General features: G+C 29.2%; 31 protein-coding genes. 11 read left to right on the top strand and 20 right to left on the bottom strand.

Annotation, left to right across the window (positions count from 1 at the left end):
* Nucleotide 1 precedes the first annotated feature (1 nt).
* Nucleotides 2-1,741, bottom strand: coding sequence for an ABC transporter ATP-binding protein (locus ACTTAR_RS04180; RefSeq protein WP_440697787.1), 1,740 nt, complete (start codon nt 1,739-1,741; stop codon nt 2-4).
* Nucleotide 1,742: 1 nt separating this feature from the next.
* Nucleotides 1,743-2,609: a 4-hydroxybenzoate octaprenyltransferase gene (ubiA, locus tag ACTTAR_RS04175; RefSeq protein ID WP_440681631.1), complete on the bottom strand. Its 867-nt coding sequence runs from the start codon at nt 2,607-2,609 to the stop codon at nt 1,743-1,745.
* Nucleotides 2,610-2,658: 49 nt separating this feature from the next.
* Here ubiA and ACTTAR_RS04170 point away from each other — a divergent pair, with 49 nt between their 5' ends.
* Nucleotides 2,659-3,063, top strand: coding sequence for a DUF2721 domain-containing protein (locus tag ACTTAR_RS04170; protein WP_440697786.1), 405 nt, complete (start codon nt 2,659-2,661; stop codon nt 3,061-3,063).
* Here the strand turns inward: ACTTAR_RS04170 and ACTTAR_RS04165 are convergent.
* The 5 genes from ACTTAR_RS04165 to ACTTAR_RS04145 form a co-directional block, all read right to left on the bottom strand.
* A complete protein-coding gene (locus tag ACTTAR_RS04165) occupies nt 3,060-4,031 on the bottom strand; it encodes a quinone oxidoreductase family protein (RefSeq protein WP_440697785.1) in 972 nt (323 codons plus the stop codon). The genes ACTTAR_RS04170 and ACTTAR_RS04165 overlap by 4 nt on opposite strands.
* Nucleotides 4,032-4,034: 3 nt before the next feature.
* Nucleotides 4,035-4,871 (bottom strand): pirin family protein, encoded by an 837-nt coding sequence (locus ACTTAR_RS04160; RefSeq protein ID WP_440681633.1) that lies wholly within the window; start codon nt 4,869-4,871, stop codon nt 4,035-4,037.
* 9 nt (nt 4,872-4,880) lie between these two features.
* Complete coding sequence (locus ACTTAR_RS04155) at nt 4,881-6,419, bottom strand: glutamate synthase-related protein (RefSeq protein ID WP_440697784.1); 1,539 nt, start codon at nt 6,417-6,419, stop codon at nt 4,881-4,883.
* Between the two features lie 97 nt (nt 6,420-6,516).
* The gene (locus ACTTAR_RS04150; RefSeq protein WP_440681635.1) at nt 6,517-6,927 is read right to left on the bottom strand and encodes a DoxX family protein; all 411 of its coding nucleotides are present in this window, start codon (nt 6,925-6,927) and stop codon (nt 6,517-6,519) included.
* Nucleotides 6,927-7,163, bottom strand: coding sequence for a CDGSH iron-sulfur domain-containing protein (locus ACTTAR_RS04145; protein WP_440681636.1), 237 nt, complete (start codon nt 7,161-7,163; stop codon nt 6,927-6,929). Before ACTTAR_RS04145 ends, ACTTAR_RS04150 begins: the two co-directional genes overlap by 1 nt.
* A 129-nt stretch (nt 7,164-7,292) precedes the next feature.
* On the opposite strand from ACTTAR_RS04145, the gene ACTTAR_RS04140 reads away from it, so the two are divergent.
* A complete protein-coding gene (locus ACTTAR_RS04140; protein WP_440681637.1) occupies nt 7,293-7,652 on the top strand; it encodes a winged helix-turn-helix transcriptional regulator in 360 nt (119 codons plus the stop codon).
* On the opposite strand, the gene ACTTAR_RS04135 is transcribed toward ACTTAR_RS04140, so the two are convergent.
* On the bottom strand, nt 7,645-8,307 hold the full coding sequence (locus tag ACTTAR_RS04135; RefSeq protein WP_440697783.1) for a haloacid dehalogenase type II: 663 nt from the start codon (nt 8,305-8,307) through the stop codon (nt 7,645-7,647). The two genes, ACTTAR_RS04140 and ACTTAR_RS04135, sit on opposite strands and share 8 nt — an antisense overlap.
* A gap of 16 nt (nt 8,308-8,323) precedes the next feature.
* On the opposite strand from ACTTAR_RS04135, the gene ACTTAR_RS04130 reads away from it, so the two are divergent.
* The 9 genes from ACTTAR_RS04130 (at nt 8,324) to ACTTAR_RS04090 (ending at nt 16,460) form a co-directional block, all read left to right on the top strand.
* Entirely contained in the window at nt 8,324-9,025 is a 702-nt protein-coding gene (locus tag ACTTAR_RS04130) for an RsmE family RNA methyltransferase (protein WP_440697782.1), read from the top strand.
* Between the two features lie 60 nt (nt 9,026-9,085).
* Nucleotides 9,086-9,901 (top strand): cytochrome c oxidase subunit II, encoded by an 816-nt coding sequence (gene coxB / locus ACTTAR_RS04125; RefSeq protein ID WP_440681641.1) that lies wholly within the window; start codon nt 9,086-9,088, stop codon nt 9,899-9,901.
* A gap of 1 nt (nt 9,902) precedes the next feature.
* Nucleotides 9,903-11,537 carry a cytochrome c oxidase subunit I gene (gene ctaD / locus ACTTAR_RS04120; RefSeq protein ID WP_075506423.1) on the top strand — a complete coding sequence of 545 codons (1,635 nt, stop codon included), beginning with the start codon at nt 9,903-9,905 and terminating at the stop codon, nt 11,535-11,537.
* A 31-nt stretch (nt 11,538-11,568) separates the two neighbouring features.
* Nucleotides 11,569-12,480 (top strand): heme o synthase, encoded by a 912-nt coding sequence (cyoE, locus tag ACTTAR_RS04115; protein WP_440697781.1) that lies wholly within the window; start codon nt 11,569-11,571, stop codon nt 12,478-12,480.
* A 118-nt stretch (nt 12,481-12,598) separates the two neighbouring features.
* Complete coding sequence (locus ACTTAR_RS04110; protein WP_256998103.1) at nt 12,599-13,132, top strand: cytochrome c oxidase assembly protein; 534 nt, start codon at nt 12,599-12,601, stop codon at nt 13,130-13,132.
* Between the two features lie 10 nt (nt 13,133-13,142).
* Nucleotides 13,143-13,931 (top strand): cytochrome c oxidase subunit 3, encoded by a 789-nt coding sequence (locus ACTTAR_RS04105; RefSeq protein ID WP_075506420.1) that lies wholly within the window; start codon nt 13,143-13,145, stop codon nt 13,929-13,931.
* Nucleotides 13,932-13,941: 10 nt separating this feature from the next.
* Nucleotides 13,942-14,595 (top strand): SURF1 family protein, encoded by a 654-nt coding sequence (locus ACTTAR_RS04100; protein WP_440697780.1) that lies wholly within the window; start codon nt 13,942-13,944, stop codon nt 14,593-14,595.
* A complete protein-coding gene (gene thrC, locus ACTTAR_RS04095; RefSeq protein ID WP_440681643.1) occupies nt 14,596-15,978 on the top strand; it encodes a threonine synthase in 1,383 nt (460 codons plus the stop codon).
* Nucleotides 15,975-16,460, top strand: coding sequence for a peroxiredoxin (locus ACTTAR_RS04090; RefSeq protein WP_440681644.1), 486 nt, complete (start codon nt 15,975-15,977; stop codon nt 16,458-16,460). The genes thrC and ACTTAR_RS04090 overlap by 4 nt, the downstream gene beginning before the upstream one ends.
* Here ACTTAR_RS04090 and rnhA read toward each other — a convergent pair.
* From rnhA to ACTTAR_RS04030, 12 genes are read right to left on the bottom strand one after another with little or no spacing between them, the layout of a single operon-like run.
* Nucleotides 16,452-16,877: a ribonuclease HI gene (gene rnhA, locus ACTTAR_RS04085; protein ID WP_440697779.1), complete on the bottom strand. Its 426-nt coding sequence runs from the start codon at nt 16,875-16,877 to the stop codon at nt 16,452-16,454. The genes ACTTAR_RS04090 and rnhA overlap by 9 nt on opposite strands.
* Nucleotides 16,877-17,842, bottom strand: a complete 966-nt coding sequence (locus tag ACTTAR_RS04080; protein ID WP_440681647.1) for a homoserine kinase — start codon at nt 17,840-17,842, stop codon at nt 16,877-16,879. The genes rnhA and ACTTAR_RS04080 overlap by 1 nt, the downstream gene beginning before the upstream one ends.
* Nucleotides 17,843-18,787: a 4-hydroxy-3-methylbut-2-enyl diphosphate reductase gene (gene ispH, locus ACTTAR_RS04075; RefSeq protein ID WP_440681648.1), complete on the bottom strand. Its 945-nt coding sequence runs from the start codon at nt 18,785-18,787 to the stop codon at nt 17,843-17,845. It abuts the gene before it with no gap.
* On the bottom strand, nt 18,768-19,715 hold the full coding sequence (locus tag ACTTAR_RS04070; RefSeq protein ID WP_440681650.1) for a Brp/Blh family beta-carotene 15,15'-dioxygenase: 948 nt from the start codon (nt 19,713-19,715) through the stop codon (nt 18,768-18,770). Before ACTTAR_RS04070 ends, ispH begins: the two co-directional genes overlap by 20 nt.
* Nucleotides 19,716-20,780, bottom strand: a complete 1,065-nt coding sequence (locus tag ACTTAR_RS04065) for a lycopene cyclase family protein (protein ID WP_440697778.1) — start codon at nt 20,778-20,780, stop codon at nt 19,716-19,718.
* Nucleotides 20,767-21,618 (bottom strand): phytoene/squalene synthase family protein, encoded by an 852-nt coding sequence (locus ACTTAR_RS04060; protein ID WP_440681653.1) that lies wholly within the window; start codon nt 21,616-21,618, stop codon nt 20,767-20,769. The genes ACTTAR_RS04065 and ACTTAR_RS04060 overlap by 14 nt, the downstream gene beginning before the upstream one ends.
* Before the next feature lies 1 nt (nt 21,619).
* Nucleotides 21,620-23,080, bottom strand: a complete 1,461-nt coding sequence (crtI, locus tag ACTTAR_RS04055) for a phytoene desaturase family protein (RefSeq protein ID WP_440681654.1) — start codon at nt 23,078-23,080, stop codon at nt 21,620-21,622.
* 39 nt (nt 23,081-23,119) lie between these two features.
* Nucleotides 23,120-23,632: a F0F1 ATP synthase subunit B family protein gene (locus ACTTAR_RS04050; protein ID WP_440681655.1), complete on the bottom strand. Its 513-nt coding sequence runs from the start codon at nt 23,630-23,632 to the stop codon at nt 23,120-23,122.
* Nucleotides 23,607-24,197 carry a F0F1 ATP synthase subunit B family protein gene (locus tag ACTTAR_RS04045; protein ID WP_440681656.1) on the bottom strand — a complete coding sequence of 197 codons (591 nt, stop codon included), beginning with the start codon at nt 24,195-24,197 and terminating at the stop codon, nt 23,607-23,609. The genes ACTTAR_RS04050 and ACTTAR_RS04045 overlap by 26 nt, the downstream gene beginning before the upstream one ends.
* Nucleotides 24,198-24,201: 4 nt before the next feature.
* The gene (locus tag ACTTAR_RS04040) at nt 24,202-24,429 is read right to left on the bottom strand and encodes a F0F1 ATP synthase subunit C (protein WP_006997791.1); all 228 of its coding nucleotides are present in this window, start codon (nt 24,427-24,429) and stop codon (nt 24,202-24,204) included.
* A 17-nt stretch (nt 24,430-24,446) separates the two neighbouring features.
* A complete protein-coding gene (locus ACTTAR_RS04035) occupies nt 24,447-25,181 on the bottom strand; it encodes a F0F1 ATP synthase subunit A (RefSeq protein ID WP_075506408.1) in 735 nt (244 codons plus the stop codon).
* 9 nt (nt 25,182-25,190) lie between these two features.
* Complete coding sequence (locus ACTTAR_RS04030) at nt 25,191-25,466, bottom strand: AtpZ/AtpI family protein (RefSeq protein WP_075506407.1); 276 nt, start codon at nt 25,464-25,466, stop codon at nt 25,191-25,193.
* Nucleotides 25,467-25,475 lie beyond the last annotated feature (9 nt).

Genomic DNA, 25,475 nt, shown 5'->3' with positions numbered 1-25,475 from the left:
ATTATTTTTTTATCTGTCTTTCATAAAAATTTTTATAAGCATTTGAGTTTATTAATAAATTTTCATGATTACCAGAGTCTGTAATTTTACCATCATCAACTACGTAAATATTATCAGAATTAAGAATTGTAGATAATCTATGAGCTATAACTATAGTTGTTTTATTATTTGTTAGTTCATTTAGAGCTTTTTGAATTTTATCTTCTGTTTCAGAGTCTAAAGAAGCTGTTGCTTCATCGAGGAGTATTATTTTGCTTTTTTTTAAGAAAGCTCTAGCAATAGAAAGTCTTTGTTTTTCACCTCCAGATAATTTTACTCCATTTTCTCCTATCATGGTATTATATCCCTCATCTAGATTATCTATAAACTCTTTACACATAGCTAGATCAGCAGCTTTAAAAACTTCTTCATCTGTAGCTTCTGGTTTTGCGTACTTAATATTGTTCATTACAGTATCATCAAAGAGAGTGGTATTTTGATCTACTATAGAAATTTCTTTTCTTAAAGATGCCAAATTAATTTCAGAAATATCGTGTCCATCTATCTTTATATTTCCATCATCTGGAAGATATATTCTTGGTATCATATTTAAAATGGTTGATTTTCCTGAACCACTATGACCAACCAATGCAGTCATTTTTCCTCCTGAAAACTTTAAAGAAATATTTTTAAGTACCTGATTGTCTGCATTTGATTTGTAAGAAAAATTAACCTTTTCAAATACGATATTCCCATCCGAAAAAACTAAATTTTTACCATCAGCATTTTCATTAATTAAGTTTTTTGAGTCTATAATTGGCAAAATTCTTCTAGCAGCTGCTAGACCTTGTTCAATTGCAACATTTACTTTTGTAAGAGTTTTTACTGGTTGGTAGGCTAACATCATAGCAGCTAAAAAAGAGAAAAAGTTATTAATTCCAATTTCTTCACTTAAAATCAATTTACCTGAATAAAAAATTAAAATAGCAATCATTATACCAGTTAGTATCTCCATAATTGGCGCTGATCTGATATAAACGGCTGCAATTTTTTCAGATTTTTCTTTAAGATTGTTTACAAATTTTTCTGATCTATTTTTTTCATAATCTTCTCTTTGAAAAATTTTAATAATTTTATGATTTTTAAATAAATCAATAAGATATCTATTTAGATCTCCTGATTTTTCTTGTGCCTCAGTTGAAACTTTATTCATTCTTTTCCCAAGAATTTTTGCAGTTATTGATGCAAGAGGAATCATGATAATTGCAATTAAAGATAATTTCCAATTTTGCACAAACATAACTATTAATAAGCCTAGTAAAGTAAGACCATCTTTAAAAATACTTAAAAATGCCTCAGACAACATCCTAGTGATTTGATTAACATCAAAATTAAGGTTTGATATATAATTTCCAGAATGTTTGGTCTCTATAATTTCAGTGTCAGCTTTGATAAATGATTTAAGCATATCAATTTGAATTAATTTCTTAACCTCTTCAGATACATTTATCATTAAAAGTTTTGCAATATACAGAGATATGCCTTTAACACTAAAAGCTATAATAATAGCTAAAGGTATTAATAATATCAAAGTTTGATCTTTATTTATGAATATTTTGTCAATTGCTGGATCTAACAACCAAGCGGTTGCAGAAGTGCTTGATGCAACTAAAACTGAAAAAATTCCTGCTAAAATAATTTTACTGATATATTTTTTGGTATAATCTTTAAAAAGTCTTTCAAAAGTTAATTTCTTATTCATTTTAAATTAATTTACCGATTAGGACATTGATTAGGATAATTGACCCTAAAAAATTATTGCTTTTAAATTTTTTTAAACAATCATTTGTGTCATTTATTTTTAAATTTTTTACCTGGAATATAAAAAGTTGAAATATTGGTACTATCAAAAACATAAAATAAAAATTTTTAAAATTCATTAGTATTCCAATTAAAATCAATGCAATTATAAAAATTAAATATGAAACCAATAAAAATATTTTTGGACTATTTTTGAATTTTATTGAGGTTGATTTTACTCCTATAATTTCATCATCTTTAATATCTTGGTATCCATAAATTGTGTCGTACCCTAGTGTCCAAAATATGGCTCCCAAGTAAAAAATTATTGGTATTATTGAAATTTGATCAGAAATTGAAATCCATGCAAGTACCAACCCATAGTTAAATGTAATTCCAAGGAATAGTTGTGGCCAATAAGTAATTCTTTTCATTAGTGGATAAGTAAATGCTAAAGGCATTGAAAGCATTGCCATTATTATTGTAAAATTATTAAAATTTATAAGAACAAGAAAAGCAATTACGCATAGACTTGATGCATAAATTGATGCAAGCTTTACTGATATTTTTCCTGAAGCAATTGGTCTATTTTTAGTTCTCTCAACTTTTTTATCAAAATTTCTATCAACAATATCATTTACGATGCAACCAGCAGACCTCATTAAAATTGCACCTGCTAAAAAAAGAAAACTATAAAAAAAATATTTATTTAAATCGCCACTAAAGTCATAAACTAATGTTAAACCCCAAATACATGGCCAAAACAAAAGCATAAAACCAATTGGTTTTTTTAATCTTGTTAATTCTATAAATAAGTTTAATTGGCTCATAATTTACTTGTAAATAACAAAGGCTAGTTTCATAATCAAATTGATTCGCATGAATATAGATTACACCGTTACAGCATTAATGTTTCCAGCTATTCCATTGCTAATGAGTGTGTACAGCAACAGATTTCATTCTCTTAGTATCTTAATTCGCCAACTTCATGATGAGCATGTTTATGAAAAGCATATACCACCTGAATGGAAGAAGCAGTTTATTAATTTAAGTGGCAGGATAACACTTCTTAGATGGACAATTTTATTTGCCTCATTTGGCTTCCTATTTAATATGCTTACTGTTTTTGCACTTTACTTAAATGAAGTATTTGCAGCGAGGGTAATATTTGGTTCTTGCTGTTTATCCATGATTATATCAATTATTTTTTTTATTAGAGAAATTCAAATTTCAACAAATGCACTAAAACTCCATATGTCTGATATGGATGTAGATGTAAACTAGGGAAGTATTACTGCTGGTCCAGTTAGAACCCTAGACTCTAAATCTTTATGTGCTTGTGCAATATCTTTAAGAGAATATTTTTTTGAAATTTTTACTTTTATTTTTCCACTTGAAGCCATTTCAAAAACTTTATTAGCTGCTTCATCAAGCTCTTCTCTTGTGGTTGTGTACTGCATAATACTAGGTCTAGTTAAATAAAGTCCCTTTGGTTGAATTGATTTTGCAACATTAACTGGATCTAAAGGGCCTGATGCATTTCCAAAAGAAACTAACATTCCTCTTAATTTTAAACATTCAATTGAACCATCAAAAGTATTTTTTCCAACACCATCATAAACAACTGATAATCCTTTACCATCTGTGATCTCTTTTACTTTCTCAGCAAAATTATCTTTATTGTAATTTATTACATGATCGTAACCATTTTGTTTTGCATTTTCTATTTTTTCATCTGAACCGACAGTACCAATAACATTGCATCCTAGACTTTTAGCCCATTGTCCAAAAATTTGACCAACACCACCAGCTGCTGCATGGAATAAAATATCTTCTCCTGATTTTACAGGATAAGTTTTATGTAAAAGATAAAAAGTAGTTATTCCTTTTGTCATTAATGTTGCTGCAGTTTCTAGATCAACACTGTCAGGAACTTTTACTAAGTTTTTAGTCGGATAATTTCTATGAGTTGAATAAGCACCAAGGGGAGCTGCACAGTATGCAACTTTATCTCCAACTTTAAAATCTTTTACATCTGAACCAACTTTAGTTATTTCTCCAGCTCCCTCAAGACCAATTGGAGAGGGTAGAGTTAATGGATAAAGTCCTGATCTGTGATAAGTATCAATATAATTTAAACCAATTGCATGATTTTTAATCGTTATTTCATCAGCTTTTGGATCTTCAAGTTTAAGTTCTTTATATTCTAAAACTTCTGGTCCACCTGCTTTTGATATTATAACTAAATTCATAATTTATTTTACAAATGTACCATTATGATAATCTTGAACTGCTTGCAAGATTTCTGCTTTAGTATTCATCACAAAAGGACCACCTCTTGCAATTTCTTCATTTATCGGTTTTCCAGATATTACAAGAAATTTAGCATTTGTTTTTGCTTTTACTTTAAGCTCTTCACCTTTTGTTAATAATATTAAAGTACTATCTTTAACATTATCATGTTTCTCACTACCAATTTCTATTTCACCATTTATTAGATAAATAAATGTATTGTGAGTTGATGGAATATTAAAATTAAACTCTTTATCTTTCTTTAATTCTACATCAAAGTAAACTGGTTCTACATTATGACCTTTTACAGGTCCTTCAGCGTTTTCAAATTTACCAGCAATAACTTTTACTTGTTTCTCATCATCTTTATGAATACTCATTTTATCTGCATCAATATAAATATATTCAGGCTTACTCATTTTTAATTTAGCAGGCATGTTAATCCATAGTTGAAAGCCATGAAGTCTTCCTTCTTTCATAGCTGGCATTTCTGAATGAATAATTCCACTTCCTGTTTTCATCCACTGAACATCACCTGTGGTCATTCTTCCTTCACCACCAGTGCTATCTTTATGTTCAAAATCTCCTGCCAACATATATGTAACGGTTTCAATGCCTCGATGTGGGTGAGGGGGGAAACCAGCAATATAATCCTCGCTATTTTCAGATCCAAATTCGTCTAGCATTAAGAAAGGATCAAAGTAATTTGGCTCAACACCAATACTTCTTTTTAATTTCACTCCTGCACCATCCGATGCTGGAATAGGGTCAATAATTTTACTTACTTCAATATTTTTCATTTCTGTCCTTTATTTATTGTTTTGCTTATTATTTATAACTCCACCAAATGACACACCAGATAGCTCGCTCATTTCCTTTTTCCACGTTGTTAAGTCATTTATAGAAAGTTTATTAAGATGATCATGTCCGCACGCTCTTGCTAATATCTTCATTAGATCTACAGATGCATTAAAAAATCTAGTTAATCTTGCAGAGGATTCTTCAATATTTAATTTTTTTCTAAGTTCTGGTTTTTGAGTGGCAATACCAGCGGGGCAATTATTTGTATTACACATTCTAGCACCAACACATCCTATTGCTTGCATAGCTGAGTTGGAGATTGCAATACCGTCTGCTCCAAGAGCAAGTGCTTTTACAAAATCTGCAGAAGTTCTTAATCCACCTGTTACAATTAATGATACATGGTCATAACCTTTTTTATCTAAATAATTTCTAGCTCTTGCTAAGGCTGGAATCGTAGGAATAGAAATATTATTTCTAAATATTAAAGGAGCAGCCCCAGTTCCACCACCACGCCCATCAAGAATAATATAATCAGCACTAGCACTTACTGCAAATTCAATGTCATCTTCTATATGTTGAGCAGACAACTTAAATCCTATCGGAATACCACCAGTTAACTCTCTAACTCTGTTTGAGAAATTTAAAAAATCATCAACAGTTGTTAGATCTTTGAAAGTAGAAGGGGAGATAGCATCTTCACCTTCTGGAATTTGTCTTACCTCAGATATTTTACCTTTAACTTTGTTCCCTGGTAAATGCCCACCTATCCCAGTTTTTGCAGCTTGACCACCTTTAAAATGAAATGCTTGAATATTTTTTAATTTATCTTCTGAATAACCAAATTTAGCTGAGGCAAGCTCATAAAAATACTTTGAATTATTTTTTTGCTCTTCTAAAAGCATTCCACCCTCTCCCGAACAAATTCCTGTACCAGCTCTCTCTGCACCTTTTGCTAAAGCAATTTTTGCCTCTTCTGATAGCGCACCAAAACTCATATCTGATACAAAAATTGGAATATTTAAAGTTAGAGGTTTTTTTGAGTTTTTACCTATAATTATATCTGTTCCAACTTTATCGTTATCTAGGAGAGGTTTTTTTGCTAGTTGAGCAGTAAGTATTTGAATATCTTCCCACTTTGGCAAGTCTCTCGAGGGAACACCCATAGCTCCCATTTCTCCATGATGACCAAGTTTTGTTAAGCCATTTTTTGCAAGCTCATGGATGTATGCAAGATGTGGCTCTTCTTCTGTACTCGTTATTTCATTAGTGTTTGAAACTTCTTCTGATTTATTAATTTGATCAGAGGTAAAATTTTTATGTGTACCGTCACAATAAGGTTTGTTGCTACTATGTTTACACATACAAAGATAAGCACTACCAGTTTTTTCTGCTTTAAAATTTATAGGCTTAAACGAAGTACCAGCATGAGACCAATCACAAAATGGTTGGTTTTTAGATTTTCCACAAGTACAAAACATGTATTCTTCATTTTGTACTAGTTCTACTTTTTTAGGTTTGTTATCTGCTATAGTTGGCTTGTCCATTAATACTCTTAATCTAATAAATTAAATCTTAAAATAATATGTAATTTTTTATAAGTGTCTTAATTTAAAGCATTAAGACACTTATTTATTTAGTTAATTAACGACTATTTAGTTTTTTATCTAGACTGAAATCTTTTGTTTCATTAACAACTAAGAATAAAAAACCCCCAGCAAGAGCAATATTTTTCATAAAAGATATAAACTGCATTTGATCAGAAAAATTATTATGAAAAATAACTGCTGTAGCGATGCAAAATATACTTAATAAAGCTGCTGAAACTTTTACTTTATATCCAATCATAATTAATATTGGTGCACCTATCTCAAGTATGATTGCTGGTATTAAAAAAATGCCAGGCACACCTAAAGACTCCATCCAGCCAACTGTTCCTTCATAGTTTCCAATTTTGTTAATTCCACTTAACAAAAAAATTAGAGAAATAAGCACTCTACCAGTTAGATCTAAGATGTTGTTCATATTTTTAGTTCTTTTACTTGCTTTAATCATTACTTACTGTGTGAACCATCGCAAAGTGGTTGGTTGTTAGTTTGTTTACAAGCACAAAAAAATACTTTTTTTGTTTCTTCAGCTTTGTATGCAACTGGAGTAAATTTTGAACCTTGATGAGATCCATCACAAAATGGTTGTTTTGAACTCTTCCCACATCTACACCAATAATAAGATTTATCTTTCTCAACCTCTACTGCTATTGGTCCATCTCCAGCTCTTTGTCCTTTAGTCATAATTACCCTTTCAATTAGTTTAGAGCATAACTAATAGTTTGTTATGAAGTATGCAAGAACGCAATATTTTCATACTAGTATACAAAATCATACCTTGATAATTAAAATAAAATAGTTATTTAATTATTCATGAAAAATTTAATTAATTGTCCAGCTGAAAGAGCTATTTATTTTTTAGGTGGCAAATGGAAAATAAGAATTCTTTTTACATTGTTTAATAATAAGAAAATAAGATTTAACGAACTAAAAAAGGCATTAAAAACTATAACTCAACAAATGTTATCTAAACAACTTAGAGAGTTAGAAACTGATGGTATTGTGAACCGAAAAGTTTATCAAGTAGTACCTCCAAAAGTAGAGTATTCACTTACGGAATTTGGCTTATCAGTAATTCCTATTTTAAAATCTTTTTCTGATTGGAATAGAAAAAACACAAGAACTATTTCATTAAAATTAAATAAAAACTTTGAAGAAAATAGAATTAGATAATATTCAGTAACTCTTTTAGATTTTTAATTTCATGTTGTGGTGAATAATCAAGTTTATCAAATGTATTATTATTTCTATTTACCCATATAGAATTATATCCATAGTTTCCTCCTCCAGATACATCCCAAGTATTTGCACTTAAAAAAGCAACTTCATTTTTTTCAATTTTATATTTTTTTATTGGCATATCATAAACTTTAGAGTCAGGCTTAAAAATACCAACTTCTTCGATAGAAAAAATATCATCAAATAAATTGTCTAATTTATTACTTTGCACCAATTCATTTAACAAAGAAGGTGTACCGTTAGAAAGTATTGCTAGTTTAAAATTTTTTTCTTTTAAAGATTTTAATACTTTTGGAACTTCTTCAAAAGGTGAGAGAATTTTATAGAGGTCTAATAATTCATCTCTCGTTGAATTATCTATTTCAAATACACTCATTGATTTATCCAAACTGTCTTCAGTGATTTGCCAAAAATCTTTATGCCTTTTCATTAAACTTCTAAGCCAAGTGTATTCTAATTGTGTGGTTCTCCAATAATTTGCAAAAGCCTCCCACTTATCACCAATTTTATCTTTGCATTTTTCTGCTGCTGAATTTACATCGAATAAAGTGCCGTAAGCGTCAAAAATTATTGCTTTAATATTTTTCATAAACTAATTTAATAATATGAGTAACATTAGATTATATTTTTCTAAAAGTTTATCTAATAATTTAACTGGTACACTTGATAAATCTCAATCGCATTACGTAAACAAAGTAATGAGAGTTAAAGAAAATGAAACTTTCTCATTATTTAACAGCAGTGGTGAATGGGAAGCAAAAATTTTAAATATCTCAAAAGGTATTGTTGAATTTAATGTTATAAAACAATTAAGACAGAAAGAAAATCCAAAAGAATTGTGGTTGGCATTTTCTCCAATTAAATCAAATTATTTTAACTTTATGATTCAAAAAGCAACTGAGTTAGGAGTTACAAAATTTATTCCAATAATATTTGATAGAACGATTGTTCGTAAAATTAATAAAGAGCGATTAGAGAAAGTAATTATTGAAGCAGCAGAGCAATCGAATAGAATTAATGTTCCAGATATTGAAGACCCAAAATCATTAGATGATTTTTTAAATAACAATAAAGTTGATTTAATTTTTACTGATCTAAATTCTGAAAATACCAAAGTAGATTTAAAGAAGGTTACAGATAAACCTACATGTGTAATTATAGGTCCAGAAGGAGATTTTTCTGAAGAGGAAAGAGCTAAGATTCTAAAATTTAGCGGTGTTCAACCATTGAAAATTAATGAGAATATATTGAGATCTGAAACAGCTGTAATTTCAGCTATATCGATCATAAAATACGCCATAAATTGATATTTTGTCGCGAAAACTAAAGTGTAATTTTTTTGAAGACGTTCTATATAGGATAAAAAAATGAAAAAAATTTTAATAACAATTCTTTCAATTTTAACTCCTGCAGTTGCGTTTGCTAACCAGCCAAAAGATTGGCAATTAGGTTTTCAAAAAGCAGCATCAGAGTCTATGCGAGATATAGTTAATTTTCATGACAAATTGTTGCTACCAATCATAATCGCGATAAGTGTCTTCGTTTTATTTTTGATGGTCTATGCATGTATCAGATTTAGAGCATCAGCGAATCCAGTTCCTTCTAAAAGAACCCACAATGTTGCTGTAGAAGTTTTATGGACATTAATTCCATGTTTGATTTTAATCGTCATGGCGGTTCCATCATTCAAAATTTTATATAAACAAGATTCAATACCAAAAGCAGATGTAACAGTTAAGGCAATTGGTTATCAGTGGTACTGGGGATACGAGTATCCAGACGAAAATATTATTTTCGACTCTTATATGATTGAAGACAAAGACTTAAAAGAAAATCAGCCAAGATTATTAGCCGTAGATAATGAATTAGTTGTTCCAGTTAACAAAGTAGTAAAAGTTTTAATTACTGCAAATGATGTTTTGCACGCTTGGGCATTACCATCTTTTGGAGTTAAAAGAGATGCGGTTCCTGGAAGAATAAATGAAACATGGTTTAAAGCAGAAGAAGTTGGAACTTATTATGGACAATGCTCTGAGCTTTGTGGAATTAAACATGCTTTTATGCCGATTACAGTAAGAGTAGTTTCTGAACAAGAATATCAAGAGTGGCTTACTGGGGCTAAAATAAAATTTGCAAAAGAAATTAATGAAGAAGATCAATTTAAAAAACTAGCGAGTAAATAATATGTATACACAAACTGCATCACACGACGATCATCATACACCAACTGGTTGGAAACGTTGGGCGTATTCAACCAATCACAAAGATATAGGTACAATGTACCTTATATTTGCAATTGTTGCAGGTGTAATCGGAACTGCATTCTCAGTTTTAATGAGAATGGAATTGATGCATCCAGGTGATGGAATTTTAGGTGGAAACTATCATTTATACAACGTCTTAGTAACAGGTCATGGTTTAATCATGATCTTCTTTATGGTTATGCCAGCAATGATTGGTGGTTTTGGAAATTGGTTTGTACCAATTATGATTGGTGCGCCTGACATGGCATTCCCAAGAATGAATAACATTTCATTTTGGTTGTTACCAACTTCATTCATTTTATTAATTATGTCTATATTTATGGATGGCCCTCCAGGTCAAACTGGTGTTGGTGGTGGATGGACAATCTATCCTCCTTTATCATCTACAGCGGGACAGCCTGGTCCAGCAATGGACTTTGCAATTTTAAGTTTACACTTAGCAGGAGCGTCTTCAATTTTAGGAGCAGTAAACTTTATCACTACAATTTTAAATATGAGAACTCCAGGCATGACACTGCATAAAATGCCTTTATTTGCTTGGTCAATTTTAGTTACAGCGTTCTTATTACTTTTATCACTTCCGGTATTAGCAGGTGCAATCACAATGCTATTAACGGATAGAAATTTTGGAACTGCATTCTTTGATGCTCAAACAGGTGGAGACCCAGTATTATTTCAACACCTATTCTGGTTCTTTGGTCATCCTGAAGTATACATTTTAATTTTACCAGGTTTTGGAATGATTAGTCATATTGTTTCAACATTCTCTAGAAAACCAGTATTCGGATATTTAGGAATGGCATATGCAATGGTAGCAATTGGAATAGTTGGTTTCGTTGTATGGGCTCACCACATGTATACAGTTGGTTTAAGTACAGATACCAAAGCTTATTTCTTAGCAGCGACGATGATCATTGCTGTTCCGACAGGAATTAAAATATTTTCTTGGATAGCAACTATGTGGGGTGGTTCAATATCATTTAAGACACCTATGGTCTGGGCTTTAGGGTTTATATTTTTATTTACAGTAGGTGGAGTTACAGGTGTTGTTCTTGCAAATGCAGGTGTAGATACAGCAATGCATGATACTTACTATGTAGTAGCTCATTTCCACTATGTGTTATCTCTAGGTGCGGTGTTCGCAATCTTTGCAGGCTTTTATTACTGGTTTGGAAAAATGAGTGGTTACGAGTATTCAGAATGGTTAGGTCAATTACACTTCTGGTTAACATTTATTGGAGTAAACTTAATTTTCTTCCCTCAACACTTCTTAGGTTTAGCGGGGATGCCTAGAAGATATGCAGATTATCCAGATGCATTTGCTGGTTGGAATTATATATCTTCAATTGGATCATATATTTCTGTAATTGGTTTAGGAGTATTTTTCGCAAATCTAATTTATGCATTTTATAAGAAAAAAGCTGCTGCACAAAACCCTTGGGGTGAGGGGGCAACAACTTTAGAGTGGACAGTACCGTCTCCTCCAAATTTTCATACTTTTGATGAATTACCAAAGTTTGAAGATGAAGAGAGTGCAGAAAAATCTACTACCTAAAAAAGTATTTAGGTTTTCTGTCTAAAATTAAATGATTAAGTCTAAATTAAAAAATAGAAATTTAAATCAAGAAGACGTATTCAATTTCTCTGAGTTATTTAAACTCATGAAGCCAAGAGTAATGTCTCTTGTAATTTTTACATGTGCGGTTGGATTGTTAATGGCGCCAAATATTATTCCAACAAAAGATGCAATAATTGGAATTATTTTAGTTTCTATTGGAGCTGGTGCCGCTGGAGCTTTAAACATGTGGTACGAGTCTGATTTAGATGCATTAATGACAAGGACTTGTTTAAGACCTATACCAACTGGGAAGGTTAATAAAAATCAAGCTTTGATTTTTGGTATTGCTTTATCAATATTTTCTGTTGTTGCTTTGGATTATTTTGCAAATACAATTTCAGCAGCTTTATTGTTATTTACAATTTTGTTTTATGTGCTGGTTTATACTGTTTGGCTTAAAAGAAAAACGCCTCAAAATATTGTTATTGGAGGCGCTGCAGGAGCATTACCTCCTGTAATTGGTTGGACTATAGCTACTAACTCGCTTTCACTTGAGCCATTAACTTTCTTTTTAATTATCTTTTTTTGGACACCATCACATTTCTGGGCGTTAAGTTTGTATAAATCTGATGATTATAAAAAAGCAAATATTCCAATGCTTCCATTGACTAATGGTGTTGAAAGCACAAAATTAAATATATTTGTTTATTCGTTAATAATGTTGCCAGTTATTGTTTTCCCATATGCAATTAGTTTTGTTGGTCTAGTATTTTTAATTCCATCATTAATTTTGACAATTTATTATAATTACTTATGTTTTGAACTTTACAAATTTAAGAAGAACAAGTTTGATGCAAAAAAAGCAAAAACAATTTTTGGATACTCGATATTATATTTGTTTTTAGTTTTTGTATTTTTCTTAATAGATAAAATTTTATGATAACACCCGATAAAAAAACAAAGAAAAAAAATATTATTACCGCTTTAGCAATTTTAGCTTTTATGGTTTTTTTGTTTGTTTTTACATTATATAACGTTGGCGTATTTGATAGGCAGATATGATTAAGAGCAAAACATTAACTCCATTACTTCTAGCAGGTATTTTTTGTTTAATGTTAGGTTTATCTTTTGCGGCAGTGCCCTTATATGATCTTTTTTGTCGAGTAACTGGCTTTGGTGGAACAACCCAAGTATCTAAAGAAGCCCCGAAAATAGTTTTAGATAAAGTTGTAAGTGTAAGATTTGATACGAATGTAAACAATCTCACTTGGGATTTTAAGGCAAAATCAAATGTCATTGATGTTAAGGTTGGTCAGGTAAATAGAATTGAGTTTGAGGTTGAGAACTATGGAGACGAAACAACCTATGGAGTTGCTAGTTTCAATGTTTCGCCCGCAAGTTTTGGAAAATATTATAGTAAATTAGGCTGTTTTTGCTTTGAAAAACAGGAACTTAAGGCAGGTGAGAAGGCAACTTATATTATGACTTTTTATTTGGACCCAGAACTGGTAAATGATCCAACAGTTAAAAACTTACAGGATGTAACTATGTCGTATACTTTTTTCTCGACAGATTATTATAAACAATCATAATTAAAAAAATATGTCAGCTGAAAAAAAACATGATTATCACTTAGTAGACCCAAGTCCTTGGCCTATATTTACATCTTTTGCATGCTTGGTGCTAGCTATTGGAGCAATTTTTTATATGCACAATGATGTATCTTGGGGAATGTATTTAGGATTAGCACTTGTAATTTATGCAGCCTATATGTGGTTCAGAGATGTTGTGATTGAAGCTGAACATCAAGGTCACCATACTCCAGTTGTTCAAATCCATCACAGATATGGAATGACGTTATTTATTGCTTCTGAAGTTATGTTTTTTGTTGCATGGTTTTGGGCTTATTTTGATATAAGTTTATTCCCAAATGAGTTTGTTGGAAATGTTTGGCCTCCACAAGACATAGAAACTTTTGATCCATGGGACATTCCATTAATCAATACATTAGTTTTATTATTATCAGGAACTACAGTAACTTGGGCTCACCACTCTTTATTAGAAGACGATAGAAAGGGATTTATTCAAGGATTAACAGCAACTGTTGCACTAGGCTTCTTTTTTACTTTATTACAGGCTTACGAATATCATCATGCTACATTTGATTATTCGGGACATATTTATGGTGCAGTATTTTATATGGCAACAGGTTTTCATGGTTTCCACGTAATTGTTGGAACAATCTTTCTTGCTGTTTGTTTATGGAGAGGAAGATTGGGTCACTTTACGAAAGAACACCACTTTGGTTTTGAGGCAGCTGCTTGGTACTGGCACTTTGTTGATGTTGTTTGGTTATTCTTGTTTGCAGCTATATACGTTTGGGGAAGTTAGTATTTAATCCTTGAAGAATAAGCTTCTATTTTCAGTTTTTGTTTATTTTATAATTTTAGTTTTGTTGTCATTAGGCTTTTGGCAATTGTATAGATTGAGTTGGAAATTAGATCTAATCAATCAAATTGAAAATTCTTTAAAGATTGATCCTGTTGAACTTCAAAATGTAGAAAAAAAAAATTATTTAAGAATAAAAACATCAGGACAAATTGATTTTGAAAAACAAATTTATCTCTATAATCTTAACGAAACTGGTAAACCTGGATTTGAAGTTATTAACCCAATTAAAATAGGAAATGAAGATTATTTAATTAATAGAGGCTGGATATCTTTTGACCAAAAAAACAAACGAGAGATTAATATTGTTGATCAAAAAAATATTATTGGTACTTTAATGCTTCAATCAAAATCAAGCTCATTCAAACCCAAGAATGATGTAGATAAAAATTATTGGTTTACACTAGATCGGGAAGATATTTTAAAATTTACAGGAAAAAACTTTTCAAAATATATTATTTATTTAAACGGTAACTACGAAAACCCAAGACCAAGAGTGATCACTGCTAAAATTTCAAACAATCACAAAAAGTACGCAATTACTTGGTTTTCGATGGCGATTTCAATCCTTTTAATATATCTATATTTTAGAAAAAAAAATTATTAAATGAGATACGTCAGCACTAGAAATACTTCTAAAACTTACGAATTTAAAGATGTTTTTATCAAAGGTCTTGCTGATGATGGGGGATTGTTCATTCCCAGCTCACTTCCAAACTATAGTGAAAAAGAAATTCAAGAATTGAGATCACTTAATTATTCAGATTTAGCAAAAAAAATTATTTTTCCTTTTATAGGAAATTTTATGGATAAAGATGAATTGTCTAATATAATTGATAAATCTTATTCTGTTTTTAGGAGAGAAAATGTAATTGATTTCATAAAAATAGGAGATCGATCAGTCTTAGAGTTATTTCATGGCCCAACACTAGCCTTTAAGGATGTTGCTATGCAACTTCTTGGAAATTTTTATGAATTTTATTTAAGCAAGCAAAAAGAAAAAATTAATATTGTAGTTGCCACATCTGGAGATACAGGAGCAGCAGCTATAGATGCAATAAAAGGAAAAGAAAATTTAAATATTTTTGTACTACATCCTGATAATCGAGTTTCTTCTGTTCAGCGAAAAATCATGACCACTGGAAAACATGAAAATGTATTTAATATCGCTATTAAAGGAAATTTTGATGACTGCCAGAACTTAGTTAAATCAATGTTTTCTGATACAAAATTTTCTCAAGATATTAATATGTCAGGTGTAAATTCAATCAACTGGGCAAGAATTATTGCTCAATGTGTTTATTACTTTTACAGCTATTATCTCATTGAAGATCACACTAAACCCACTAATTTTTCTGTTCCCACAGGGAATTTTGGAGATGTATACGCAGGTTATTTAGCCAAAAAAATGGGTTTGCCTATTAATAAATTGATTGTTGCAACAAATCAAAATGACATTCTCCATAGAGCTATTTCAAACGGTAATTACGAGGCTGAAACTGTTTCCGAAACTATTTCTCCTAGTATGGATATACAGATTGCAAGTAACTTTGAGAGACTTATTTTTGACTTGAATGATAAGAATTCAGAACAAACATCAAAAGACATGATGAAAATTAAAGAAGAAGGAAAATATTCAATTGATAAAGAAAAGTTAAATTTAATTAATCAAGATTTCTTATCAGCAAGAATGAGCGAGACTGAAACACTTGATATTATTAAGTCTGTTTATCAAGAATTTAATATTGTTTTAGACCCTCATACTGCAATTGGTTATGGAGCTTTTGATAAACACAATCTCAATGGTAATAATATTGTGCTGGCAACAGCACATCCATGTAAGTTTCCTGATGCAATTCAAAGTGCTATAAATATTAAAGCTGAGTTACCAAATGAACTTCAATTTATATTAAATGAGAAAGAAAATTATGTTATTCTTGAAAATGATATTGAAAAAGTAAAAGAACATATTAAAGATAGATCCAAATGAAAATAAAAGAAAACGATAACCTACCAAATTCAGAAATTTTTGTTCTTCAAGATGGAGAGCCTGTAAAAAAAAATATAGAAGATTTTTTTAAAGACAAAAAAGTTGTAATATTTGGACTACCTGGGGCATATACTTCTGTATGTTCTGCTAAACATTTGCCAGGATATATTAAGATGCATGATCAATTTAAAGAAAAAGGTATTGATCATATAATTTGTATTTCAGTAAATGATCCCTTTGTGATGAATGCTTGGGGTAAACAAAATGATGTAGGTGAAAAAATTGTTATGATGGGTGACCCATTTCTTAATTTTACAAAAGAAATTGGTGCAGATGTTGATAAAAGTGGCAGAGGTTTAGGAATTAGATCTAATAGATACACGATGTTTGTTGATAACATGAAGGTTATTAAACTTCAGGAAGAAGCAGATACAGGATCTTGTGAAATCTCAGCAGCAGAAAATTTCTTAAAATTAATCTAGACTTGCAGCTTTTTTAGCTAATAAATCAACTTCTTCATTTAGTGGATTTCCAGTATGAGCTTTAACCCAGTTCCACTTAATTTTAGAATTATTATTCAAATCATGCAATTGAACCCATAAATCTTTATTTTTAACATCCTCTTTATTAGATGTTTTCCAATTATTTTTAATCCAATTGTGGATCCAATCAGTAATTCCATTTTTAACATATTTAGAATCTGTGTAGATTTCTATCAAATCTTCAGAATTTACTTCTTTTAATGCATTGATTGTCGCCATTAATTCCATTCTATTATTTGTTGTATCTTTTTCATTTCCACTTATTTTTTTCACTTCATTATCAGTGCATATTATTGCTGCCCATCCACCATTTCCTGGATTTTTTAAACATGAGCCATCAGTATAAATTTTAATCATTAAATCAGATAATCTTTAAAACTATTCAAATTGTTATGGGTAATAAGTTTTTGATAATATTCGTTTGGATCCTTAATTTTGATTAATGCTGTTTTTGGAGTATTTGTATAATCATATAGTCTAGTTAACAGATATCTAAGAGCAGCACCTCTACACAAGATATTTAAATTATTTTTTTCATTTAATTTAATTTTTTTAATGCTGTTGTATCCCTTGATCAATTTATCAACTTTCTTTTTATTAATTATAAATTTTTTATTTTTTTCATCAAAACATAGAGCATTAATGCAGATTGCTATTTCATACATATAGTAATCGTTAGCAGCAAAGTAAAAGTCTATAATTCCTGACAGCTTATTTTTATTAAAAAAAATATTATCTACAAATAAATCACCATGTATTATTCCAGAAGGAAGTTTTTTTGGCCAATTTTTTTTAATATCATTAAAATTATTAAATAAAAATTTTTTCAAATTTGATCCTTTATTTGATTTAAATTTAATACTCTGGAGCAAAGGTTTTAAATATTTTACACCCATTGAATTTTTTCTAGTAAATTTTATCTTCTTAGTAACCATATGCATTTTAGCTATTGCTTTTCCAATAGCATAGCAGTCACTTTCATTAACTTTCTTTTTATCTTTTCCACTTAAGAAAGTGACAATACAGGCTGTTTTATTTTTTAGTTTAATTAAATAATTTTTGTCTTTAGTTTTAAGTGGTCTTGGGCAATTAATTTTTGAATCATTTAAATGATCCATTAATTTCATAAAAAAAGGTATCTCTTTTGGAAGAACTCTCTTCTCAAAAATTGTGAGAATAAACTTTTTATTTTTGGATTTTAAAATGTAATTTGTATTTTCAATTCCTTTAGCAATTCCCTGGAAACTTAAAATTTTTTCAATATTAAACTTGTTGTTTATTATATCGATATCACTCTGATTTATTTTTGTATATACAGCCATTTAATTTAATTTATTAGGAACTTTAAAGACTACATTTTCTTTTATAATTTCTACTTCCTCAACATTTATAGAAAATTTTTTTTTTAATTCATTAATAAAATCTTCTACAAGAATTTCGGGCGCTGATGCTCCTGATGATATACCAATAGTATTTGAATTCTGTATTTGATCAAAAGGAATTTCACTTTCAGAATGAAAAAGTTGTGAATTTTGACAACCTGATTTTTTTGCTACTTCAACAAGTCTAACTGAATTTGAAGAGTTTCTACTACCTATTACAAAAAACATATCACACTTTTTTGCAATATTTTTTACTGCCATTTGTCTATTAGTTGTTGCGTAACAAATATCCTCTTTTGCTGGCTCTTTAATGTTTGTATATCTATCTTTCAAAATTTTTATTATTTCTTTAGTGTCGTCAACAGATAGTGTTGTTTGAGTTATATAAGCCAATTTTTTTTTATAATTGGTTTTATACTCCATTGCTTCAGCTTCATTTTGAACCAAATCAATAGATCCTTTAGGTAATTGGCCCATAGTGCCTATTACTTCTGGATGGTTCTCGTGTCCAATCAAAATAATATGATAACCAGCTTTATTTAAGTTTTCCGCTTCTCTATGAACTTTAGAAACTAGTGGACAAGTAGCATCTACATAAGTCATTTTATAATTTTCAGCATCTTCTGGTATTTTTTTCGGAACACCGTGCGCAGAAAAAATAACAGGTCTAGATTTGTCATTAATTTCCTCTAATTCTTCAACAAAGATAGCACCTTTATTTTTTAAATTATCAACAACATGCTTGTTGTGAACAATTTCGTGTCTAACATAAACTGGCGATCCATATTTTTGAATAGATTTTTCTACAATCTCTATAGCTCTCTCAACACCAGCACAAAAACCTCTTGGAGCAGAAAGTAAAATTTTAATTTGTTTGTTTTTCATTTTTCTCTAAAAAATATTCCAGCAATATATGTGGAAAGGTTAAAGACGCCAAACCAATAAAAATTAGTTTTAAGATTGCATCATCTAAATAATTAACGTCATTTAATAAAAATAATACAATTATTGAAATAAAGATTGTTAAAAGAGTAAGTGGTAAAGCCTTTAAAATAAATAATTTTAGTCCATTTTGGAGATTGTTTTCATCCAGGTCTATCGCAAGTGAAATAGAGTGCCTCACAGAATGTAAAAAACAAAAATAAATTGTAAAAGCTGTTAAAGGAGTAAAGTAGTAATTTAAAATTATAATTGAGAAATAATCAAAAAAAATAGTGAATTTTTTTAATTCAAACTTATCAATAAATAAAAATATACTTGATAATGAACTCAAAATAATTGATATCTCGATTATCTTATTTTCTTCTAAAAATTCTAAGAATAAATAAAAATTTTCATTAACAACAAGTAATGATTTAAATATTTTCACAGTATCATCAAAATGAAAAAAAAGCGGGGCAAGAATTATGAGCGATCCTTTTAAAAGGTATAATAATTGAATTAAGTACGATTTTTTGTTTATTAAAAATTGTGTATCTTCTTTACCAAAATGAAATGCTGCCACTATAAGAAAAACTAACAGTGTGGTTGCTGGTAAGAGTGACCAAATAATAATGATGCAAACTGCTATAAAAATATAAAAGATATAGAAAATATATATTCTTTCAAAATTAAATAATTTAAGAAGTTTTTTACCTTTAATATTATCTAATGCACCGTGTGAAACTCCAATAGTTAAAATTAAAAATAAGCATATTGATGATGAAATATCTAAATAATTTAATCTAAACATCACGACAGAAAATAGATTAATTAGTAAAAAAAATATAAATGAATGATTAAGGTTAATTTTTTTAATTAATTGATTAGTCATTTAAAATAATTCTTTTAAAAATTTCCATTTAGGCATTTTTAAAATTATTTCTAAATCTTCAAAAAAATTACTTTTATTAGATAAGAAATTAATAGCAGTCTTAGGTGAACTATTGAACATTTTAAAGAAAATTTCCCCCATATCTGAAGAGTTATTTCTTAAAACTTTCAAAAAAATATTATCCAAAAAATCATATTTTTTTTTAATTTTAAACAATTTAGCTTTAGAAATATTATCAATGTTTTCCGCTATATATTTGCTGTGTTCTTGAATATTTAAAAAGGTATAACCCGTGCTTAATCTCGTCATATCGCCGGCTGATCCAATATATATTTCGTTTAATTTTTTTAGATTTTTATTTCTAAATAAAGGTATAGAGCCTTCTTCTTTAAAATTGATTTTATAATTTCTGATATTTAAATGGTTTTTTAAATATTGATCTATTTGATTATCATAATCTTTTATATTTTCATTACTTAAATTTGATATCCAGGTAGTTTCTACAAGTGCACTTTTTTTTGAAAAAGGCAGAGTGTAAAAAAAATGAACCTCATTTTTTTGATCACACGCAAAGTCCATTAAGTTAAATATTTGGTCATCAAAAAAATCTTTTTCAGTTTCTATTTCCACACCACAAAAATGTTGCCACAAATTATTTGGCTTATTTTCAAAGTTTGGAATGCTATTAAAAATTATTGAATTTGATAATTCAACATCATTAATATTTTTAAAAAATTTTATATTTTCATTTAATTTAAGTTTTGAAAGAATTTTGTCATAAAATTTTCCACTATCTATAGATTGATAAGGTGTTAGCTTACAATCAATAAACTTTGTATCATTAGAAATGTTTATGGAAAAATTATCCCAACTTTTTTTGACACAATCATCATAATTGTGTGGAAATACTTTCCAAAATGACCAAGTTTTGTCTCTTTTATATTCCTCTCTAGGCTCAATTATAGCTAAAGATTTATTTTTTAATTTATCAGAAATTTCAAGTTCATAAGCCAAAGACAAACCTGCACAACCACCACCGATAATTATGTAATCAAAATCTTTCATTTAAATTTATCTCTTCATTAATTAATGAATGATCATGTTCAATGTTATTATCATTTTTATTTGTAAATGTTAAAATTATTAAATCAAAAATTGATAAAAAAGTTTCAATGATTTTTTCAATTTTTGTTACATAAATTTTTCCAGAATTTTTATAATTTTCTAAATTATTTTTATTAATTATTTTGTGTCCAATTTTTCTGTAGACTCGTCTTGCAACTAAAATAGAGAATCTGAAACTTAAAGGTATTTCTTTAATTGAGTAAAAAGAATTTTCATAAAATTTTTCAGACAAAGAAATGGTAGATACGATGTCGTTGAAATTTTCATTGATATAAATTCTTTTATTATTTTTATCTTCAATTACGTCTCTTGAAATATTGGTAAGCTGCATTGCTATTCCAAGATCGATAGCTGATTTTAAAGAATTTGTCTTATTAACTTTTAAAATTTTTGCCATCATTAAACCAACTGTACCTGCTACTCTATAAGAGTATATTAATAATTCTTTTTTTGATTTTAATTCTACTCTTTCTTTAATATCTGAATTAATCCCATCAAATAAATCATTAATTACTTTTGTTGAAATGTTAAATTCATCTATAAGTTCCCAAATATTTTTAATGACAATGTTTTGAAAGTTTTTATTTAAAAAATCTTTCTTAAAGTTTTCAAATTTAATTATTTTGTCTTCTAATTTTCCTGGATCGTCTGCAATATTATCTGCTTCTCTACAAAAATCATAAAGCGCAGAACATTTATCATAAGTTTTTTTTGGCAAAAAAAAACCAGCCCAATTAAATGATTTTGCATAGGTTGCTAAATAATTTTTAGTTAACATTCTAAATCAATTTATCTAATACTTTTGCAGATGAAAGTACTCCTGGTACACCCGCACCCGGGTGAGTTCCGGCACCAACAAAATATAAACCGTCATAAATTTCTGATTTATTATGAAATCTAAAATAAGCTGATTGAGTGAATTTAGGCTGAATTGAAAAACCCGATCCATATTTTGTATTTAGTTCTTTCTCAAAATAATCAGGTGTAAGATAAAAATCAGATACAATATTATTTCTAAGATTTGGCATTAAATCATTTTCCATTTTATCAACCACAAGATTTTTCATTTTTTCTCCTTCTATTTGCCAATCTATATTTGATTGATTGTTTGGAACTGGCACTAATACATAAAAACAATCACTTCCCTCAGGAGCCATACTCTTATCTGTTGCAGAGGGTCTATGGAGATAATAGCTAATATCGTTATTTAATTTTTTATAATCAAAAATATCATCTAGATGTTCTTTATATTTGTTTCCAAATTTAATTGTGTGATGCTCAACGTTTTCATAGACTTTTTTGGTTCCAAAATAATAAACAAATAAACCCATTGAGTAATCCATCCTCTTTTGTTTCCAATCAAACAGCATTGAATTTTTTAAGTTTTTACTAGTCATCTTTTCATAAAAAGCAGGAGGGTCAGCATTACAAATGACATTATCAGCTTCGATAATCTCTTCATTGTCAACTACAACACCGGTAATTTTATTATTCTTAGTAATAATTTCTTTTACCTCAGTATTTTTTATTATTTTGATTTCTATTTCCTCCATTAACTTTTCAAATCCTTTAATTATATTTCCCGTACCACCCATTGAATAATGAATGCCCCATTTTTTTTCTAAATAAAGAATTAGCCCATAAATTGAGGTAGTTGTGAACGGATTACCACCAACCAAAAGTGGATGCATACTAAGCATCCTTCTTAATTTTTCATTTTTTACATAAGACGATACTAATGAATAAACTGATTTATAACTCTTAAGTTTTAATAATGCTGGCAGCTGTTTCATCATAAAAAAGGGTTTATCAAATGGAACATCTGCAAGTTCTAAAAATCCCTTCTCAAAAATTTTTTTGGTAAAATTTACTAAATCTTCATACCCCTTAACATCTTCTTGATTTAAATTTTCAATTTGTTTTTTCATTTCTATTTCATCACCTGAGTAATTAAATTTAGTTTGGTCCTCAAAAACAAATTGATACCAAATTTTAAGTGGTGTTAGTTTTATGTAGTCCTCAGGATTTTTATTAAATAAACTGAATAGTTCGTTAATTAAATATGGAGCTGTTATTACTGTTGGCCCAGCATCATAGGTAAAACCATCTTTTTTGAAAACTCTAGCTCTTCCACCTAGGTCTGAATGTTTTTCTATTAATTTTACTTTATGTCCTTTGGCTCTTAGTCTTATTGCTGCAGCAATACCACCAAATCCAGATCCAATAACTATAGAATTCATTGCTGTAACTTATAGTTTTTTCAGGAAATTGTAACCGTATTATGAGTTTATTTTTTTTAGCTGTTCTTTAGTTTCTTCTAAATTTTTTTGAAATACAGCATCTAGTTTAGATTTATCAACTGATGTAGTTATGATTTTTTTTACTGAGTCTACTGCTATTTTGATTGAAGCATCTTTTATTTCTTTCAATGCAGCCTCTTTCATTTGGCTAATTTTATTTTCTGCTAAACTTTTTTTAATTTCTGATGATTTATGAAATTTATCATTTAAGTCTATTATTAATTTATCCGACTCTTTTTTTGCATTTTCCAAAATTTCATTACTTACAGAACTAGCTGTATCTAATTTTTTTTGAGCATTATCGAGTAAAGTTTTTGCCTCTGTTCTCAATTTTTCACTTTCATCTATCTCATTTTTGATATCAGAAATCATACCATCAAGCATTTGAGAAACTTTTTGTGGAATTTTAAAGTAAACTAAAACCCCGATGAAGATTACAAATGAAATTGCTACCCAGAAAGTTGCATCAATTGCCATAGTATTTATCTCCATTTCTTCTAGATAGGTCGTCAACAATTGCTGATATACTGCTATTATTTACTTCAGCACCAATAAGTTTTTGAAGTAACTCGGATGACGTTTCGATAGCAATTTTATTTATTTTATCAGGCGCATTATCTCTTAAAGCTTGTATTTCTTTTTCCGCTTTAGCTATTTCGTCATCTATTTGTTTATCAAGAACGTCTCTTTTAGCATTTATATCTTTAACTGCCTTTTCTCTTGCTTGATTAAACATAGCATTAGCATCAGTTTTGCTTTTTAAAATTATTTGATCATATTCTTTAAGTTTGGTCTCACTATCTTCTCTTTGTTTTTCAGCTGCCTCAATGTTTTCTAGAATTTGAGATTTTCTAGACTCTAAGTTGTTACTAATTTTTGGAAGAATTAATTTAGATAAAACCAAATACATTATCCCAAAAGTAAGTACCAACCAGAAAATCTGAGAAACCCAAAACTCTGGATTTAATTGAGGCATACCTCCACTTTCAGCGGCAAAAGCTTCTTTAATAAAAAAGAAGCTTAAAAATATTAGATGAAGATATATTTTTTTGACCATTAACTTAAAATGCAAATAAAATAATCAATGCAACAACTAATCCAAATAATCCTGTTGCTTCTGCAAGTGCAAAACCTAAAAGTAGGTTAGGAAATTGTTTCTGAGCTGCTGATGGGTTTCTCATAGCACCTGATAAATAATTTCCAAAAATTATTCCAATACCAACACCGGCACCAGCTAAAGCTATTGCTGCTAAACCTGCTCCGATCATTTTTGCTGCTTCTAATTCCATTATATCCTCCTCTGTTATTAATGGTGTAAATTTAATGCATCATTTAAATAGATGCAGGTTAAAATTGCAAAAACATATGCTTGAAGAAAAGCAACTAATATCTCCAAACCAGTTAATGCAACCGAAAAACTTAGTGGAAGCCATCCACCAACTATTCCAAGACTAATTACAAAGCCTCCGAAAACTTTCATCATTGTATGACCAGCCATCATATTTGCAAATAATCTAACTGATAGACTTATTGGTCTACTTAAATAAGAAATAATTTCAATAACTACTATTAAAGGAAGTAATACCGCTGGTACTCCACTTGGTACAAACAATTTTAAATATCCAAAACCATGTTTAATAAATCCAATTACTGTTACGCCAATAAAGATAAATGCAGCAAGAACAAATGTAACGATAATATGACTAGTTACAGTGAATGTGTACGGGATCATTCCAAACATGTTGCAAAATAAAACAAACATGAACAATGAAAAAATAAATGCAAAATATGGTTTTGCTTTAGAACCAGCTGTATCACTAATCATTTTAGCAACAAAGGTGTAGCTAAGTTCCGCTAATAATTGAATTTTATTTGGTAAGATTGAATTTTTCTTAGATCCTAAATTAAAAATTAATAAAATAGAAACTGTACTTATAATCATAAACAAACTTGCGTTTGTAAAAGATATATCAAATGCTCCAACTTTTATTTCAGGTCCAATTCTATAAACATCGAATTGGGACATCGGGTTTGCTGCCATAGTACTAACTTATTTTTGCATTTTTTTTGCTGATCTAATCACGTTTGTTATTCCAGCGATCACCCCAACAAAAAAAAATATTAATATAAACCAGGGTTTAGTACCAAAGGTCTTGTCAAAAATAAACCCAATAATTGTCCCGACGGCCACTGCAGAAACAAGTTCTGTGCTCAATTTGAATGCAGTTCCAATAGGCGAGGGATTATCCTTCTTGTTATAAAGATTTTTCTTAGAAATCTTGCTTTTTGCAATCTCTAAGCGAGTTTTAAAAGGGTCTTTTGCCATTTATTTTGG

The sequence above is a fragment of the Candidatus Pelagibacter sp. HIMB1709 genome (genome assembly GCF_052047635.1).
Taxonomy (GTDB): domain Bacteria; phylum Pseudomonadota; class Alphaproteobacteria; order Pelagibacterales; family Pelagibacteraceae; genus Pelagibacter.
The sequence above is the reverse complement of the archived record's forward strand: the minus strand, read 5'-3'. Positions and strand labels throughout refer to the sequence as shown.